This is a genomic window from Nonomuraea recticatena (genome assembly GCF_039533245.1).
In the GTDB taxonomy this organism is placed as follows: domain Bacteria; phylum Actinomycetota; class Actinomycetes; order Streptosporangiales; family Streptosporangiaceae; genus Nonomuraea; species Nonomuraea roseola.
The window spans coordinates 168,026-182,715 of record NZ_BAAATE010000010.1 but is presented as its reverse complement, the minus strand read 5'-3'; the positions used below and the strand labels follow the sequence as shown (position 1 = coordinate 182,715).

Below are 14,690 nucleotides of genomic sequence, written 5' to 3'. Positions count from 1 at the left end.
CCGACGATGCACGCAGCGAACCTGCTAATCGACTACTACGACCGCCTCCCCGCCTCGATCGCGGCCTGCGTCGACGACCTCGAACCGGTCAGATCGGACATCGGCTTCTCCCCCGGCTACCACCTGCCCGCCCTCGACGCGGATGTGGAACGTTTCCTGTCGGTGGCCACCGCCCGCTGGGAACCGCTCGGCGAGTACGGCGAGCACCGGCTGACCCTGCTCGACCTCACGGGCAACCCCGCCACGGGCACCACCAAGACCTTCGCCTCGCTGATGATCGTCGCCCGCGCGGTGGAGTACATCAGGCGGTACGGCGAAGCGGTCACGATCTTCTCGCCCACGTCGGCCAACAAGGGCGTCGCGCTGCGCGACGCGGTGCTGCGCGCGATCGAGGCCGGACTGGTCCGCCCCGACCAGCTGCGCACGGTGATCCTGGCGCCCGGCTCGTGCCTGGCCAAGCTCCGCTCCAGCCGGCTGTCCACCGACCCCGAGCTGCGCGAGCTGAACCCGATGCTCGTCTACAACGGCCCCGAGCCTGAGCAGGTCAAGGCGCTCGGCCGGGCCTTCGCCGACAAGTACGCCGGCGACCTGCGGGCCAACGGCGAGAACCTGTGGTACTCGCTGGACCTGGCCAACTACCTCGTGGCCGACACCGCCAGGGCGTACTTCGAGCACGCGGCCTCCCCCGTCGCCGGGCCCCGGCTGCACGCGCACGCGGTCTCCAGCGCCTTCGGGCTGCTCGGCTACCACCGCGGCCGGGATGTGCTGGAGAGCTCCGGCGCGTCGAGCCGGGAGCACCGGCCCGCCAGCCTGCTCGTGCAGCACCTCGGCACCCCCGACATGGTGCTCAACCTCCGCAACGGCTCCTTCGACCGGGCCGACCTGCCCCAGTACGCCCTGACGGACGGCCTCTACCGGCAGTCGGCCGACCCGCGCTTCCCCGCGGTGACCTACGACCCGGACGAGGTGCTCGACCCGACCTTCTACACTCACAGGCCCGCCACCTCTCCCTCGATGAACGCGATCATCGAGCGCTCTGGCGGCGACGGCATCGTGGTCTCACTGGCCGAATGCGTGGCCCGCTACCCGCAGGTGCGCGAGCTGCTGGCCGGGACCGGCTGCGAGCTGCCCGCCGACTTCCGCACGCTCCGGGAGTGGTCCCTGGTCATGGCCGTGACGGGCGTGCTCAACGCCGTCGACCGCGGTCTGGCCGACGACTGGCGCGACGTGGTGGTGCACGGATCTGGCCGCTACACCTCGGCGGACTACACGCCGCTGGAGCCGGAGGCGATGACCGAGGTCGCGACCGTCGAGGACGTCGCCGCGGTGGTCTGCCGCTGATGTCTCTCCCGGAGGACGCGATCGCCGTCGTCGGCATGGCCGGGCGCTTCCCCGGCGCTCCCGACGTGCCCTCGCTCTGGCGCAACCTGCTCGACGGCGTGGACCTCGTGCACGACTACACCGAGGCCGAGCTGCGCGCGCTCGGGGTGGGTGAGCGGCTGCTGGCCGATCCGGCGCACGTGCGGGCGGGCGGCCGCCTGCCCGACGTGGCCGCGTTCGACGCCGACTTCTTCGGCGTGACAGCGGACGAGGCCGCCGCCATGGATCCCCAGCAACGGCTCTTCCTCGAGCAGTCCTGGACCGCGCTGGAGGACGCGGGCTGCGACCCCGCGGCCTTCGACGGGCTGATCGGTGTCTTCTCCGGCGCCTCGGTCAACAGGCACTTCCTGTACCGGCAGTTCACCGGCGATCCGGACGAGCCGCTGGTTCCGGGCTTCGCGCCCGACTACGTGGCCGCCCAGGTGGCCTACCGGCTGGGCCTGACCGGCCCCGCCATGGCCGTGCAGACCGCCTGCTCGAGCTCGCTCACCGCGGTCTGCGTGGCCGCCCAGCACCTGCTCGACTACCGCTGCGACCTCGCGCTCGCGGGCGGGGTGAGCGTCACGGAACCCCGCTTCCTGCACACGCCCGGCGGCCTGGTCTCGCCCGACGGCCGCTGCCGTGCCTTCGACGCCACCGGTCAGGGCGGCGCCTACAGCAGCGGCGTGGCGGTCCTGGCGCTCAAGCGCCTGCAGGACGCGGTCGAGAGCCGGGACCAGGTTCTCGCCGTGCTCCGGGGCTGGGCGGTGGGCAACGACGGCGCGCGCCGGGCCGGGTTCGCCGCCCCGGGGCTCGATGGGCAGGCGAGCGTGGTGGCCGAGGCGCTGGCGGATGCCGGGGTGGCACCCGGCGCGATCGGTTTCGTCGAGGCGCACGGCAGCGGCACCGCGGTCGGGGACGCGATCGAGGTCGCCGCCCTGGCCCAGGCCTTCTCCGGCGACCCGCTGCCACCGAGCGCCGTCGCGTTGGGCTCCATCAAGACCAACCTCGGCAACCTCGACGCGGCGGCGGGCGCGGCGGCGCTGATCAAGGCCGTGCTCGCGGTACGGCACGGCGTCATCCCTGCCAACCTCCACTTCGAGCGCGCCGACCCGGACGTCGAGTTCGGCCCCTTCTACGTGCCGGTCAAGAACGTGGCATGGGAGGCGGAGACCCGGCGGGCCGGGGTGAGCTCCTTCGGCCTGGGCGGGACCAACGCCCACGTGATCGTCGAGCAGGTCGCGGACGAACCGCCGCGCCCGGCCGCCACCGGCTGGCGCGTCCTGCCCGTCTCTGCCCGGACGCCCGAGGCGTTGCGCCAGGCCCGCATGCGGTTGGCCGACCACCTGGAGGCGGCTCCCCGGATCGACCTGGACGACGTCGCCCACACGCTGACCGCCGGACGCCGGGCTTTCGCCTACAGGGCGGCGATCGTCTGCCAGGACCTGTCCGAGGCCGTCGCCCGGCTGCGCGGCCTGCCGTACGACGCGCCTGAGGATCTGATGCGGGCGGCCGAGGCCTGGGTGGCGGGCGACGAGCCCGCCTGGCCGCCGGCCGACGGCCGCATCATCTCCCTGCCCGCCTACCCGTTCCAACGGCAGGAGGTCTGACCATGAGACCCAACACCAGCTCGCTCGACCGCTGGTTCTCCGTTCCGCAGCCCCGCCCCGCGGCGCCCATGCAGCTGTTCTGCCTGCCGTGGGCGGGCGCAGGGGCGGGAGCCTTCCAGGGCTGGGCCGCCGCGGCGGGACCCGGGCTCGAGGTGCTGCCCCTGGTCCTGCCGGGCCGGGAGGGCCGCTTCTCCGAACCCTTCGGCATCGACATCGGGGAACTCACCGACGCCGTCTCGGCCAGGGCCGACCGGCCGTACGCGATCTACGGACACTCCATGGGCGGCAGGCTGGGCTTCGAGGTGACCCGCGAGCTGACCAGGCGGGGCCAACCGCTGCCGCGGCGGCTGTACCTGGGCGGGTGCCGGCCGCCTGACCACGTCGAACCGCTCGCCGAGCTGTCGGAGGTGTCGGACGAGGAGCTGCTCGGCAGGCTCATCGAGCTCGGCGGCTTGCCGGAGGAGCTGCTGGCCGAGCCTGAGCTGTGCGAGCTCCTTTTGCCGGTCCTGCGCGCGGACTTCACCTGGTTGCACGAGTACGTCTACCAGCCGGGGCCGCCGATCGAGGTGCCGATCGAGGCCTTCGCGGGAGCCGACGACAAGTCGATCTCCGTCGAGGCCATGCGGGGCTGGGCCAGGCACACCAGCGCCGGCTTCACTCTCAGCGTCGAACCGGGCGGCCACTTCTTCCTGCGCGAGCGGCGGGACCACATCCTGGATCGGGTGCGCGCATGAGCGACCACAGCGACCACCGCATGCCGCTCGGCGACACCGGCTGGTGGGTGTGGAGCGAGGCGCTGCTGCGCAGCACCGGCTTCCCCGCCGACGGCCTGACGCGCCTGTCCGCCCCCGGCTGCGCGCAGGCGGCGGACGCGTTGCTCTCGGGCGAGCTCGCGGCGGAGGACTTCGACAAGATCCTCGCGGAGGCCGGCCACGAGCTGGGCGACGAACTGGCCGAGATCGCCGCCGACCCGCTCTTCCGCGAGGCGATCACCTGGCAGAACCGGGGCGCCCTGGTCGCGCTGGACGCCCTGACCCCCGGCGGCCGCCGCGACAGCAGGCGGCGCGAACGGGAGCGCATCGCCGTCAAGTACTGGCAGCGCTACAGCGCCAAGAACGAGACGGTGGGTTTCTTCGGGCCGGTGACCTGGGTCCGGTGCACGCAGGACGGCCCGGCTCTGGAGGTACGGCCAGGCGAACGGCTGCTGTCGGACCGGCGTGTGTTCTTCGAGGACTGGGCGCTGCGCGCGTACGCGGCGAAGCTGGCCGAGGATCCCGCGGTGCGCCGCTGGCTGCCACCCGCCCTGCAACCCCAGCTGAGCCTGGACGGCCGCCAGGTGCGCCGGCCGGCGCAGCCGCCCGTCGCCGTGTCGGCCGCCGAGGCACTGCTGCTGTCGCGATGCGACGGCAGGCGCCGTGCCGTCGACGTGGCCGCCGAGGTGGCCGGGCAGGCGGGCATCCGCACCGAAGCCGACGCCTACCTGCTGCTCGACCTCCTGGCCGGGCGCGGTCTGCTGACCTGGCAGGGCGACGTGCCGCAGAGCCCGCACGCCGAGGAGCACCTCCGGCGGCTGCTGGCCGGCATCGAGGACCCGGCCGTGCGCGAGCGGGCCCATGCCGGGTTGGAACGGCTGGCATCGGCCAAGCGGGAGGTGGCGCGCGCCGCGGGCGACCCGGACGCCCTGCGCGCCGCGATGGAGGCGCTCAGCACGGTGTTCAGCGAGGTCACCGGCGCCGACTCGGTCCGCAGGACCGGCCGGACCTACGCCGGCCGCGGCCTGGTCTACGAGGACACCACGCGCGACGTGCGAGTGAACGTGGGCAAGCCGCTGATCGACGGCATCGCCGAGCCGCTGGCGCTCATGCTCCAGGCCGCCCGCTGGCTGACGGCCGAGCTGGCGACGGCCTACGGCCAGGCGCTGCGCGAGCTGTACGAGGAGCTGCGCGCGGACGGCCCGGTGCTGCTGTCCGACCTGTGGTACCTCGCCCAGGGCATGCTGTTCGGCGCCGGTCCCAGACCCGTGGACGCCATCGCCGAGGAGTTCGCCCACCGCTGGTCGGAGCTGTTCGGCCTGGACCAGGTCGACCCGGACACCGCCGAGCTGACCTTCACCGCCCGTGAGCTGGCCGCCTCCGACGCCTTCGCCGCCGCCGGCCCCGGCTGGTCGGACGGCCGGTTGCACAGCCCCGACCTGCAGATCTGCGCCGACAGCGTCGAGGCCGTCAACCGCGGCGACTACGTGGTGATCATGGGCGAGATGCACGCGGCCTGGGCGACCTTCGACTGCGCCGTCTTCAGCCTCGCCCACCCCGATCCCGGTGCGCTGCGCGACGCGCTGGCCGAGGACCTGGGAACCGACCGGGTCAGGCCGCTCTACCCGGTGGAGTGGCCCCGCTACACCGGCCGGGTGACGCACGGGCTGGACCACCCGACCGACATCCAGCTGGGCTGGACGGCCGCCCCGGGCGCCGACCCCGACCGGCTGGTGCCCGCCACGGGCGTGCCGGTCGGCGAGGTGGACGGGGAGCTGGTGGCCACCATGCCGGACGGGAGGAGCCGGCCACTGCTGGAGGTCTTCTCGCAGCTGGTGTCGATCCACGCCGTGGACGGCTTCAAGCTCGTCGGGGGCGATCGGCACACCCCGAGAATCACCATCGACCGGCTGGTCGTCGCCCGCCGTACCTGGCGGACCACCGTGGACGCGACGGGACTGACCGACGTCGGCGGTGAGCGCGCACGGTACCTGGCCGTGCGCCGCTGGCGGCGTGAGCTCGGCCTGCCCGAGCGGGTCTTCGTCAAGCTGTCCACGGAGATCAAGCCGCTCTACGTCGACCTCACCAGCCCGGTCTTCGCCGACCTGCTCTGCTCGATGGTGCGCTCGGCCCGTCTCACCGCCGGGCCGGACGTCCGGCTGGTGATCTCCGAGATGCTCCCAGGCCCGGACCAGACCTGGCTGTCCGACGCCGAAGGCCGCCGCTACTTCACGGAGCTGCGCATGCACATGGTCGACCCCCTTCCTGGAGGTGCGGGATGACGACGCTGCCCGATCTGGTGCTGGCCCAGGCCGAGCGCCGCCCGCAGGCGCCCGCCGTGCGGCAGTGGCAGGAGGTGCTCACGTACGGCGAACTGGCCGAGCGGGCGGGTGGCCTGGCCGCGCGGCTGCCGGACGTGGGGCCCGAGCGTCTGGTGGGAGTCTGCCTGCGACGCCGGCCGAGCATGGTCACCGGGGTGCTCGGCGTGCTCCTGGCCGGGGGCGCGTACGTGCCGCTCGACCCCGACGGCCCCGCCGCGCGCAGGGAGCAGATCATCAGGAACGCGGGGCTCCAGCTGATCGTGGTGGACGAGTCCACCGCGCACTTGTTCGACGGGGTGCCGACCGTCCCGGTGGAAGGCCCGCCCGCTGCGCCCGGACAGTGCCCGGCGCTGCCCGGCAACGCGGCCTATGTGCTGCACACCTCGGGATCCACCGGCACACCCAAGGGCGTGGTGGTCACCCATCGCAGCGCCTGCGCCTACACGCTCACCAATCTCGAGCTGCTGGGCGTCGATGAGGACACCCGCGGCCTCGCCTTCGCCTCGCTCGGGTTCGACGTGTCGGTGCACGACCTGTTCGTGCACCTGGCCGCGGGGGCTACGGTGATGCTGACAGGCGATGACGACCGCCGTGACCCCGTACGGCTCCAGCGTTTCTGCGTGGAGCACGGCATCACCTCCGGTGTCGTGCCGCCCTCCCTGCTGCCGGTGCTGGATCCGGCGCGCCTGCCTGAGTGGCGGGTGCTGGTCACCGGCTCCGAGGCCCCCGGTCCCGAGCAGGTGGAGCGCTGGGCGGGCCGCCGGTTTCTCAACTACTACGGTCCGACAGAGACGACGGTGGCGGTCACCGTCTTCGAGGCCGCAGGAAGCTGGGACCGGCCGCTGCCGATCGGCGCCGCCCAGCACGGGCACCGCCTCCATGTCGTGGACGAGGAGCTGCGCGAGGTTCCAGCGGGCGTGCCGGGCGAGCTGCTGATCGGCGGGGTCGGGCTGGCCCGCGGATATCTGGGGCGACCCGATCTGACAGCCGAACGCTTCGTGCCCGACCCGTTCGGCGGCGACGGCGAGCGGCTCTACCGGACCGGCGACCTCGTGGTGCTGCAGCCGGACGGGAACCTGATGTTCATGGGCAGGACCGACCGGCAGGTCAAGATCCGCGGGCAGCGGGTGGAGATCGGCGAGGTGGAGACCGTGCTGCGCGGGCACCCGCAGGTCGGGCACGCCGTGGTGGAGGCGGTCGAGGGTCCGGCGGGTGTTCGGCTCGTGGCCTTCTGCACTGCGGACGGCGTGCGCCAGGACCTGTTGCGAGAGCACTGCGCGGAGCGGCTGCCCGAGGTGATGGTCCCCGCCGACATACTGATCCTGCCCAGCCTGCCGATGTCCTCGACGGGCAAGGTCGACGTCCAGGCGCTGCGTGCGTTGGTGCCTGACGCGCCGGCCCTGGGCGCGCCGCCGGAATCGCCGACCGAGTGCGCCGTGGCCGAGGTCTGGGCTCGGGTGCTCGACCGCTTCCCAGGGCTTGAGGACGACTTCTTCGCCTCCGGTGGGCATTCCATCAGCGCCATGCGCCTGGTCAGCGGAGTCCGCGAGGCACTGGGGCGTGAGGTGGCGGTGGAGGACGTCTACGCCGCGCGCACCCTCGGCGCGCTGGCGGCGCTGGTGGAAGCCGCACCTCCCGTGGCCGAGGAACTGCCCTCCGGCAGCCCGCCCGCGCTGACCGCGGCGCAGCGTCGGTTGTGGTTCCTGGAGCGGCTCTTCCCCGGCAACGTCGCCTACAACATCGCGCTCGCCGAGCGCCTGCGCGGCCCGCTCGACGTGGCGGCGCTGGAGCGGGCGCTGACCGCGGTGGCCGAGCGGCACGAGGTGCTCCGCTGGCGGGTGCCCGACGACGGTGGCGTGCCCCGCGTGGAGGTGTCCGCGCCCGAACCAGCGCGGATAGCGGTCGAGGTCCTGGACGGGGCGCAGGACAGCCGGCCGGACGGGCCCGGCAGCGGCTCGGACGGCCTGCCCGATGGGGTCCGCGCCTGGCTGGACCGGGCCGGCGCCCAGCACTTCGACCTGGCCCGCGGCCCGCTCTGGCAGGCGAGGCTGCTCCGGCTGGGCCCGGACGACCACGTGCTGGTGGTGACCTTCCACCACGCCGTCTTCGACGGCTGGTCGCAGGGCCCGTTCTTCGACGACCTGGCCCGCGCCTACGCCGGCGAGGTCCTGGACGAGCCGGAGGCGACCTTCGCCGACTACGCCGCCTGGCGAGCGGCGCGGGACGGCAGGCGCTCCGGGGAGGACCTGGCCTGGTGGACCCGCTCGCTGGCCGACGCACCCACGACGCTCGACCTGCCCAGGGACCGCCCGCGGCCGGCCGTGCAGAGCCACGCCGGCGCCCTGGCCACCGCCGCGCTGACGGCGGAGACCACAGCGGGTATCCGCGAGCTGGCCGTACGGCTGGGCACCACCGCGCCCAGCGTGTGGCTGGCCGCCTTCGCCGAACTGGTCCGGCGCGTCACCGGCCGTGACGACATCGTGGTCGGCGCCCCCGTGGCGGACCGCAGGCACGAGGCCTTCCAGGACCTGATCGGCTTCTTCGTCGACATCGTGCCGATCCGCCTGCGCTCGGCAGGGGAAGCCTCCTTCGCTGAGCGGGTGCGTGGCTGCGCCGATGCGATGATCGACGCGATGGCCAGGCCAGGCGCCGCCATCGAGGACATCGTCGGAGCACTGGCGATACGCCGTGAGCCCAGCCGTGCGCCGCTGGTGCAGGTGCTCTTCAACGTCTTCAACTTCCCCGAGCCGCGGCTGGAGCTGAAGGGGCTGAGCTCCACCGGCATCGTGCCCGCGCCCGCGGGTTCCCCTTTCGATCTGACGGTCTACGTCGTCGAGCGGGACGGGAGGTACGCGGTCGATGTCGTCTACAACACCGACCTCTACACCGCCGAGCGCATCGAGCTGCTGCTCCGGTCCTTCACCGACCTGCTCGACCAGGCCGTGGCCGCCCCTGGCGCCCCCGCGGCCGGTTTCGAGCTGAGGCAGGTCTCCACGCTCGCGCACGGCGTGACGGACGAGCCGGCGCAAGCCGTACGACCGGAATCCGGGCTCCGCGCGGATCCCGCCACCGACACCGAGCGGCTGCTCGCCGGGATCTGGCGGGACGTGCTCGGCCGAGCCGAGGTGCTCGCGACCGACAACTTCTTCGACGTCGGCGGCACCTCCATGGCCGTCGTCGTGGTCCGCGACCGGCTGGCCGCCCTGACCGGGCGCCAGGTGACAGTCGTGGACATGTTCCGCTACCCGACCGTACGCGCGCTGGCCGCCCACCTCGACGGTGATGCCGCGAATCCGGAACTGAGCCGCGCCGACCGGCGTGCCGACACACGCCGCCAGCTGCGGGACAAGCGCAGGAGGAGACAGTGACAGAGTTGTCCAACCACTCGGGCGCCGAGCCCATCGCCATCATCGGCATGAGCGCCCGCGTGCCGGGCGCGAACGATCTCGGCCAGTTCTGGCGCAACCTGGTCGACGGAGTGGAGTCGGTGACCTTCTTCACCGACGAGGAGCAGCTCGCCCGGGGGGTGACCCCGGAGACCCTGGCCAGCTCCTCCTTCATCAAGGCCGCGCCGGTCATGATCGACATGGAGGGCTTCGACAACCGCCTGTTCGGCATGAGCGCGCGCGAGGCGGAGCTCGCCGACCCGCAGCAGCGGGTCTTCTTGGAGCAGTCGCACGCCGCGCTGCAGGACGCCGGCTACGACCCGGCCACCTACGAGGGCTCCATCGGCGTCTACGGCGGATCCGGGCCCAGCCAGTACCAGTGGCTCAACCTCCAGACCAACCCCGATCTGGACAGCAACGCGGTCAAGCTCGGCATGTCGATCGGCAACAACATCGACTACGTCGCCACCACGGTCTCCTACCGGCTGAACCTGCGCGGGCCGGCCATGACCGTCACCACCGCCTGCTCCTCCTCCCTGGTCGCCCTGCACCTGGCCTGCGAGTCGCTGCGCAACGGGGAGTGCGACATGGCGCTGGCCGGCGGGGTCTGCGTGGAGCTGCCGCACGGCGCCGGCTACCCGGCCATGGACGGCTTCACCACCTCCGACGGGCACGTCAAGCCGTTCGACTCCCGCGCGGACGGCACCATCTGGGGCAGCGGCGTCGGCGTGGTCGTGGTCAAGCGCCTGGAGGACGCGCTGGCCGACGGCGACCACATCAGGGCCGTGGTGCTGGGGAACGCGATCAACAACGACGGCAGCAACAAGATCGGCTTCTCCGCGCCGAGCCACGCGGGCCAGACCGAGGTGATCGCCGAGGCGCTCGGCGTGGCGGGGGTGGACCCGCGCACCATCGGCTACATCGAGGCGCACGGCACCGGCACCGCCCTCGGCGACCCCATCGAGGTGGCCGCTCTGAGCGAGGTCTACCAGCGCAGCACCGGCGATCGCGGCTGGTGCGGCATCGGCTCGGTGAAGTCCAACATCGGCCACCTCAGCCAGGCCTCCGGCGTCGTCGGCGTGATCAAGACGGTGCTCGCCATGGAGCACGGCCTGATCCCGCCCAGCATCAACTTCGAGCGGCCCAACCCCGCCATCGACTTCGACTCCAGCCCCTTCTACGTGGTCTCCACCCCCACCAAGTGGGAGGACGGCCTACGCCGGGCGGCGGTGAGCTCCTTCGGCATCGGCGGCACCAACGCCCACGTGATCCTCCAGGAGGCGCCGCCCCCCGCCGCCGCCGCCACGAGCGTGCGGGGGCCGCAGCTGCTACGGCTCTCGGCCCGCACCGGCAGCGCGCTCGACACCATGCGCACCCAGCTCGCCGAGCACCTCACCGAGCACCCCGAGCTCTCCGTCGCCGACGTGGCCCACACGCTGCGGGTGGGCCGGCCGGAGCTTCGGCACCGCGTCGCCGTCGTGGCCGACGACCTGGCAGGCGCGGTGAGCGCGCTGACCGACCGCAAGCGGCACCCGGCAGGGGACGCGGGCGGAACGCCGCCCAAGGTGGCCTTCCTCTTCTCCGGCCAGGGCGCGCAGTACGCGGGCATGGGCGCCGCGCTCTACGCGGCCCAGCCGGCCTTCGCCGCCGCCGTCGACGAGTGCGCGGAGCTCCTGCGTGCCGAGCTGGGCGAGGACATCAGGCAGCTGATGTTCGCCGAGGGCGGCGACGACAAGCTGCGTGAGACCCGCTTCACCCAGCCCGCGCTGTTCACCGTGGAGTACGCGTTGGCCAGGCTCTGGCAGGAGCTCGGCGCGCAGCCCACCGGCATGATCGGTCACTCCATCGGGGAGTACGTCGCCGCCACGCTCGCCGGGGTGTTCACCCTGCCCGACGCGCTGCGGCTGGTGGCGGCGCGCGGGCGGCTGATGCAGTCGATGCCCGCCGGTTCGATGCTCGCGGTGATGAAGGACGAGCAGGAGGCCGCCGAGCTGCTCATCGACGGGGTGAGCGTGGCCACGGTGAACGGCCCTGGCACCTGCGTGGTGGCAGGGACGGATGAGGCGATCACTGCCTTCGCCGAGCTGCTCGACGGCAAGGGCGTCAAGGCCACCAGGCTGCGCACCTCGCACGCCTTCCACTCGCCGATGATGGAGCCCATCCTGGCGGAGTTCGAGTCACTCGTGGCCGCCGTGCCGCGGCAGACGCCCGCCCTGCCGTTCCTGTCCAACGTGACCGGCGACTGGATCACCCCCGAGCAGGCCGTCGACCCGGCCTACTGGGCCGGGCACATCCGCCGTCCGGTGCGCTTCGGCGACTGCGTGGCCCGGCTGCTGGCCGAGAAGGACTGGGTGATGCTGGAGTGCGGGCCCGGCAAGCAGCTGGCCCAGCTCGCCCGCATGCAGCTGCGCGGCGCCAAGGACGTGCTGCCGCCGCTCGCCAGCCTGCCCGGCCCCGGCGAGAGCGCCGGCGATCTGGACGTGCTGTACGGCTCCGCCGCCCGGCTGTGGTCCGCCGGAGTGCCGATCACCGTGGACGGCGACCAGGGCCACCGGGTGCCGTTGCCTGGCTACCCCTACGAGCGGGAGTACCGCTTCATCTCGCCGGGTGAGGCCGGGGCGAAGCCGAAGGCGTCGCAGCCCTCCGGCCCCAGGGCGCTGGAGGACTGGTTCGAGATCCCCGCGTGGCGGCAGCTCACGCCCTCCCCGCTCGGCGAGCCGGTCACCCGCTGCCTCGTCTTCGTCAGCGGGGAGCGCGGCGAGGAGCTGGTGGCCTCCCTCCGGGCACAGGGTGCCGAGGTGACCGTGGTCCGCCCCGGCGCCGACTACTCAGGCGAGTTCACCGTACGGCCAGGCGAGCGCGCCGACTACGACACTCTGATCAGCGCGCTCGGCGACTCCCTGCCCTCGCGCATCGTGCACGCCTGGGCGCTGGACAGCGATCAGACACAGGCGCAGGAGCACGGCTTCTTCAGCATGCTCTTCCTGGTCCAGGCCCTGGCCGCCGCTCAGCGGGCCGACGGGGTCCGCCTCGACGTGCTCACCTGCGGCACCGAGGACCCCCTGGGCGGCGCCGACCTGACCCGGCCGGAGTACGCGCTCATGGCGGGCATCGCCCGAGTCGTACCGCTGGAGGTCGACGGCCTCCAGGTGCGCCACCTCGACCTCGAGTCCGGCGGCACCCCCGCCGCGAGCGTCCTGGCCGAGCTGCAAAGGGAGCCGGCGGGCGACGTGCTGGCTCTGCGGGGCGGGCGTCGGTGGGTCCGCGAGTTCCAGCCGGTACGGCTGAGCGAGGGCGACTCCGGGCTGCGCGAGGAGGGCGTCTACCTGATCACCGGCGGCCTCGGCGGTATCGGCCTGACCCTCGCCGAGCACCTCGGCACCCGGCTGCGGGCCCGCGTGGCGCTGATCGGCCGCGGCGGCACGGTGACGCCGAGGGCCGCGCGCGCGATCGCCAGGATCGAGCAGGCGGGCGGCAAGGTGACGGTCATGGCCGCCGACGTCACCGATCCTGCCCGCTTGCGCGAGGTCAGGGAGGAGATCCTGGCCGCCCATGGCGGACTGCACGGCATCGTGCACGCCGCCGGCCTGCCGGGCGGCGGCATGGCCGAGATCAAGGAACGAGCCGTCGCGCAGGCCGTACTCGACCCCAAGGTCGCGGGAACCGCCGCGCTGTTCGACGTCTTCGGCGACCTCGAGCTGGACTTCGTCGCCCTGTGCTCGTCGGTCACCGCGGTCAGCGGCGGGTTCGGCCAGGTCGACTACTGCGCGGCGAACGCCTTCCAGGACGCCTTCGCCCGCGCCAGGCACGGCACGCGCGTCCTGAGCATCAACTGGGGCGCGTGGCTGGAGGTGGGCATGGCCGCCAACGCCGACGCCGCCGGCCTGGCCGCCGCCGGCCCCACCGCCGTCGCCGAGGGAACGCCTGTCGACCACCCGGTCGTGCGCAGCCGTACCCACGACAGGGCGTCGGGGCCGCTGGCCGCGGACACCCACTGGGTGCTGGACGAGCACCGCATCGGCGGGGTTCCGGTCCTGCCCGCGACCGGGCAGCTGGAATGCGCCAGGGCAGCCTTCTCGGCCGTCGTCCCTGCGCCGGGCGAGGGCCACGCGGTGGAGCTGCGCGACGTGGTCTTCCTGGAGCCTCTGGCCGTGCCGGACGACACCACGACCGAGCTCGTGGTCTCCTTCGCCGACGGTTCGGCCTTCGAGGTGCGCGCAGGGGAGCGGCTGCACACCCAGGGCGCGGCGGCATGGGTACGGCCCGCGCAGGTCGCGGCCGTGGACGTGGCGGCGCTGAAGGCCGGAATGACGCCGGAGGCCGAGCAGGACGGCGAGTACGCCGGAGTGCTGACGTTCGGTCCGCGGTGGCGCTCGCCCGAGCTGATCTGGCGGGCCGAGGGCGAGGAGCTCGCCTTCGTCGAGGGGACCGAGCAGGTGGCGGCGGAGGTCGGCGACTGGGGCCTGCACCCCGCGCTGCTCGACGTGGCCACCTCCTTCGGCCGGGGCAGCGGCGGCGGCGCCTACCTGCCGCTGAGCTACGGCCGGCTGCTGGTCAGATCGGCGCTTCCGGACCGCTTCTACAGCCACCTGCGGCGCAGGGGCGACGGCGGCGCCGAGGTCGTCACGGCCGACCTGACGCTGATGGACGAGGCGGGCACGGTGCTCGTGGAGATCGAGGAGTTCGTGCTGCGGCGCATCGACGCCTCGGCGGTGACCGGGTCGCTGGGCGCCGGCGACCAGCAGTCCGGCACCGGCATCCGCCCTGCGGACGGCGCCGAGGCGTTCTTCCGCGTGCTGGCCGCCGCCGACCTCGGCCCGCAGGTCGTCGTCAGCGCGACCGCGCTCGCCGAGATCACCCGGCGGGAGCGGCTGACCCGCCAGAGCCTCGAGGCCCAGGCCACGGTGGCCAGGTCCGAGGACTTCGTCGCGCCGGAAGGCGAGGTGGAGGCGGCGCTGGCCCGGGTGTGGAGCGAGATCCTGGGCGTGCCCGACGTGGGTGCCGACGACGACTTCTTCGAGCTCGGAGGCAACTCGCTCATCGCGGTCCAGCTGATCGCGCAGGCTCGGGCCGCGGTCGGCGTCAAGCTGCCGATGCGCACGCTCTTCGAGGCCCCGTCGGTGCGGCAGATGGCCGCCAGGGTCGAGCAGATCCGCGCCGAGCAGCCGGCGACCCCGGCGTCCACGCCGGCATCCGCCCCGGCGTCCACCCCGGCGGTCCCTGCCACCACGATCCCGCGCGTAGCGCGAGGAAGGTAGCCCG

Annotated in this window: 6 protein-coding genes; all 6 read left to right on the top strand. The window is 73.3% G+C overall.

What is annotated here, in order from left to right; all coding sequences use genetic code 11:
* The first annotated feature begins 6 nt into the window (after positions 1 to 6).
* From ABFX50_RS21380 to ABFX50_RS21355, 6 genes are read left to right on the top strand one after another with little or no spacing between them, the layout of a single operon-like run.
* Positions 7 to 1,341 carry a DUF6002 family protein gene (locus ABFX50_RS21380; protein ID WP_346148897.1) on the top strand — a complete coding sequence of 445 codons (1,335 nt, stop codon included), beginning with the start codon at positions 7 to 9 and terminating at the stop codon, positions 1,339 to 1,341.
* Positions 1,341 to 2,969 carry a beta-ketoacyl synthase N-terminal-like domain-containing protein gene (locus ABFX50_RS21375; RefSeq protein WP_346148895.1) on the top strand — a complete coding sequence of 543 codons (1,629 nt, stop codon included), beginning with the start codon at positions 1,341 to 1,343 and terminating at the stop codon, positions 2,967 to 2,969. Before ABFX50_RS21380 ends, ABFX50_RS21375 begins: the two co-directional genes overlap by 1 nt.
* 2 nt (positions 2,970 to 2,971) lie before the next feature.
* Positions 2,972 to 3,703 carry a thioesterase II family protein gene (locus ABFX50_RS21370; RefSeq protein WP_346148893.1) on the top strand — a complete coding sequence of 244 codons (732 nt, stop codon included), beginning with the start codon at positions 2,972 to 2,974 and terminating at the stop codon, positions 3,701 to 3,703.
* Entirely contained in the window at positions 3,700 to 6,003 is a 2,304-nt protein-coding gene (locus ABFX50_RS21365; protein WP_346148892.1) for a lantibiotic dehydratase, read from the top strand. The genes ABFX50_RS21370 and ABFX50_RS21365 overlap by 4 nt, the downstream gene beginning before the upstream one ends.
* Positions 6,000 to 9,410, top strand: a complete 3,411-nt coding sequence (locus tag ABFX50_RS21360) for an amino acid adenylation domain-containing protein (RefSeq protein WP_346148890.1) — start codon at positions 6,000 to 6,002, stop codon at positions 9,408 to 9,410. Before ABFX50_RS21365 ends, ABFX50_RS21360 begins: the two co-directional genes overlap by 4 nt.
* A complete protein-coding gene (locus ABFX50_RS21355) occupies positions 9,407 to 14,686 on the top strand; it encodes a type I polyketide synthase (RefSeq protein WP_346148888.1) in 5,280 nt (1,759 codons plus the stop codon). Before ABFX50_RS21360 ends, ABFX50_RS21355 begins: the two co-directional genes overlap by 4 nt.
* Positions 14,687 to 14,690: the final 4 nt, after the last annotated feature.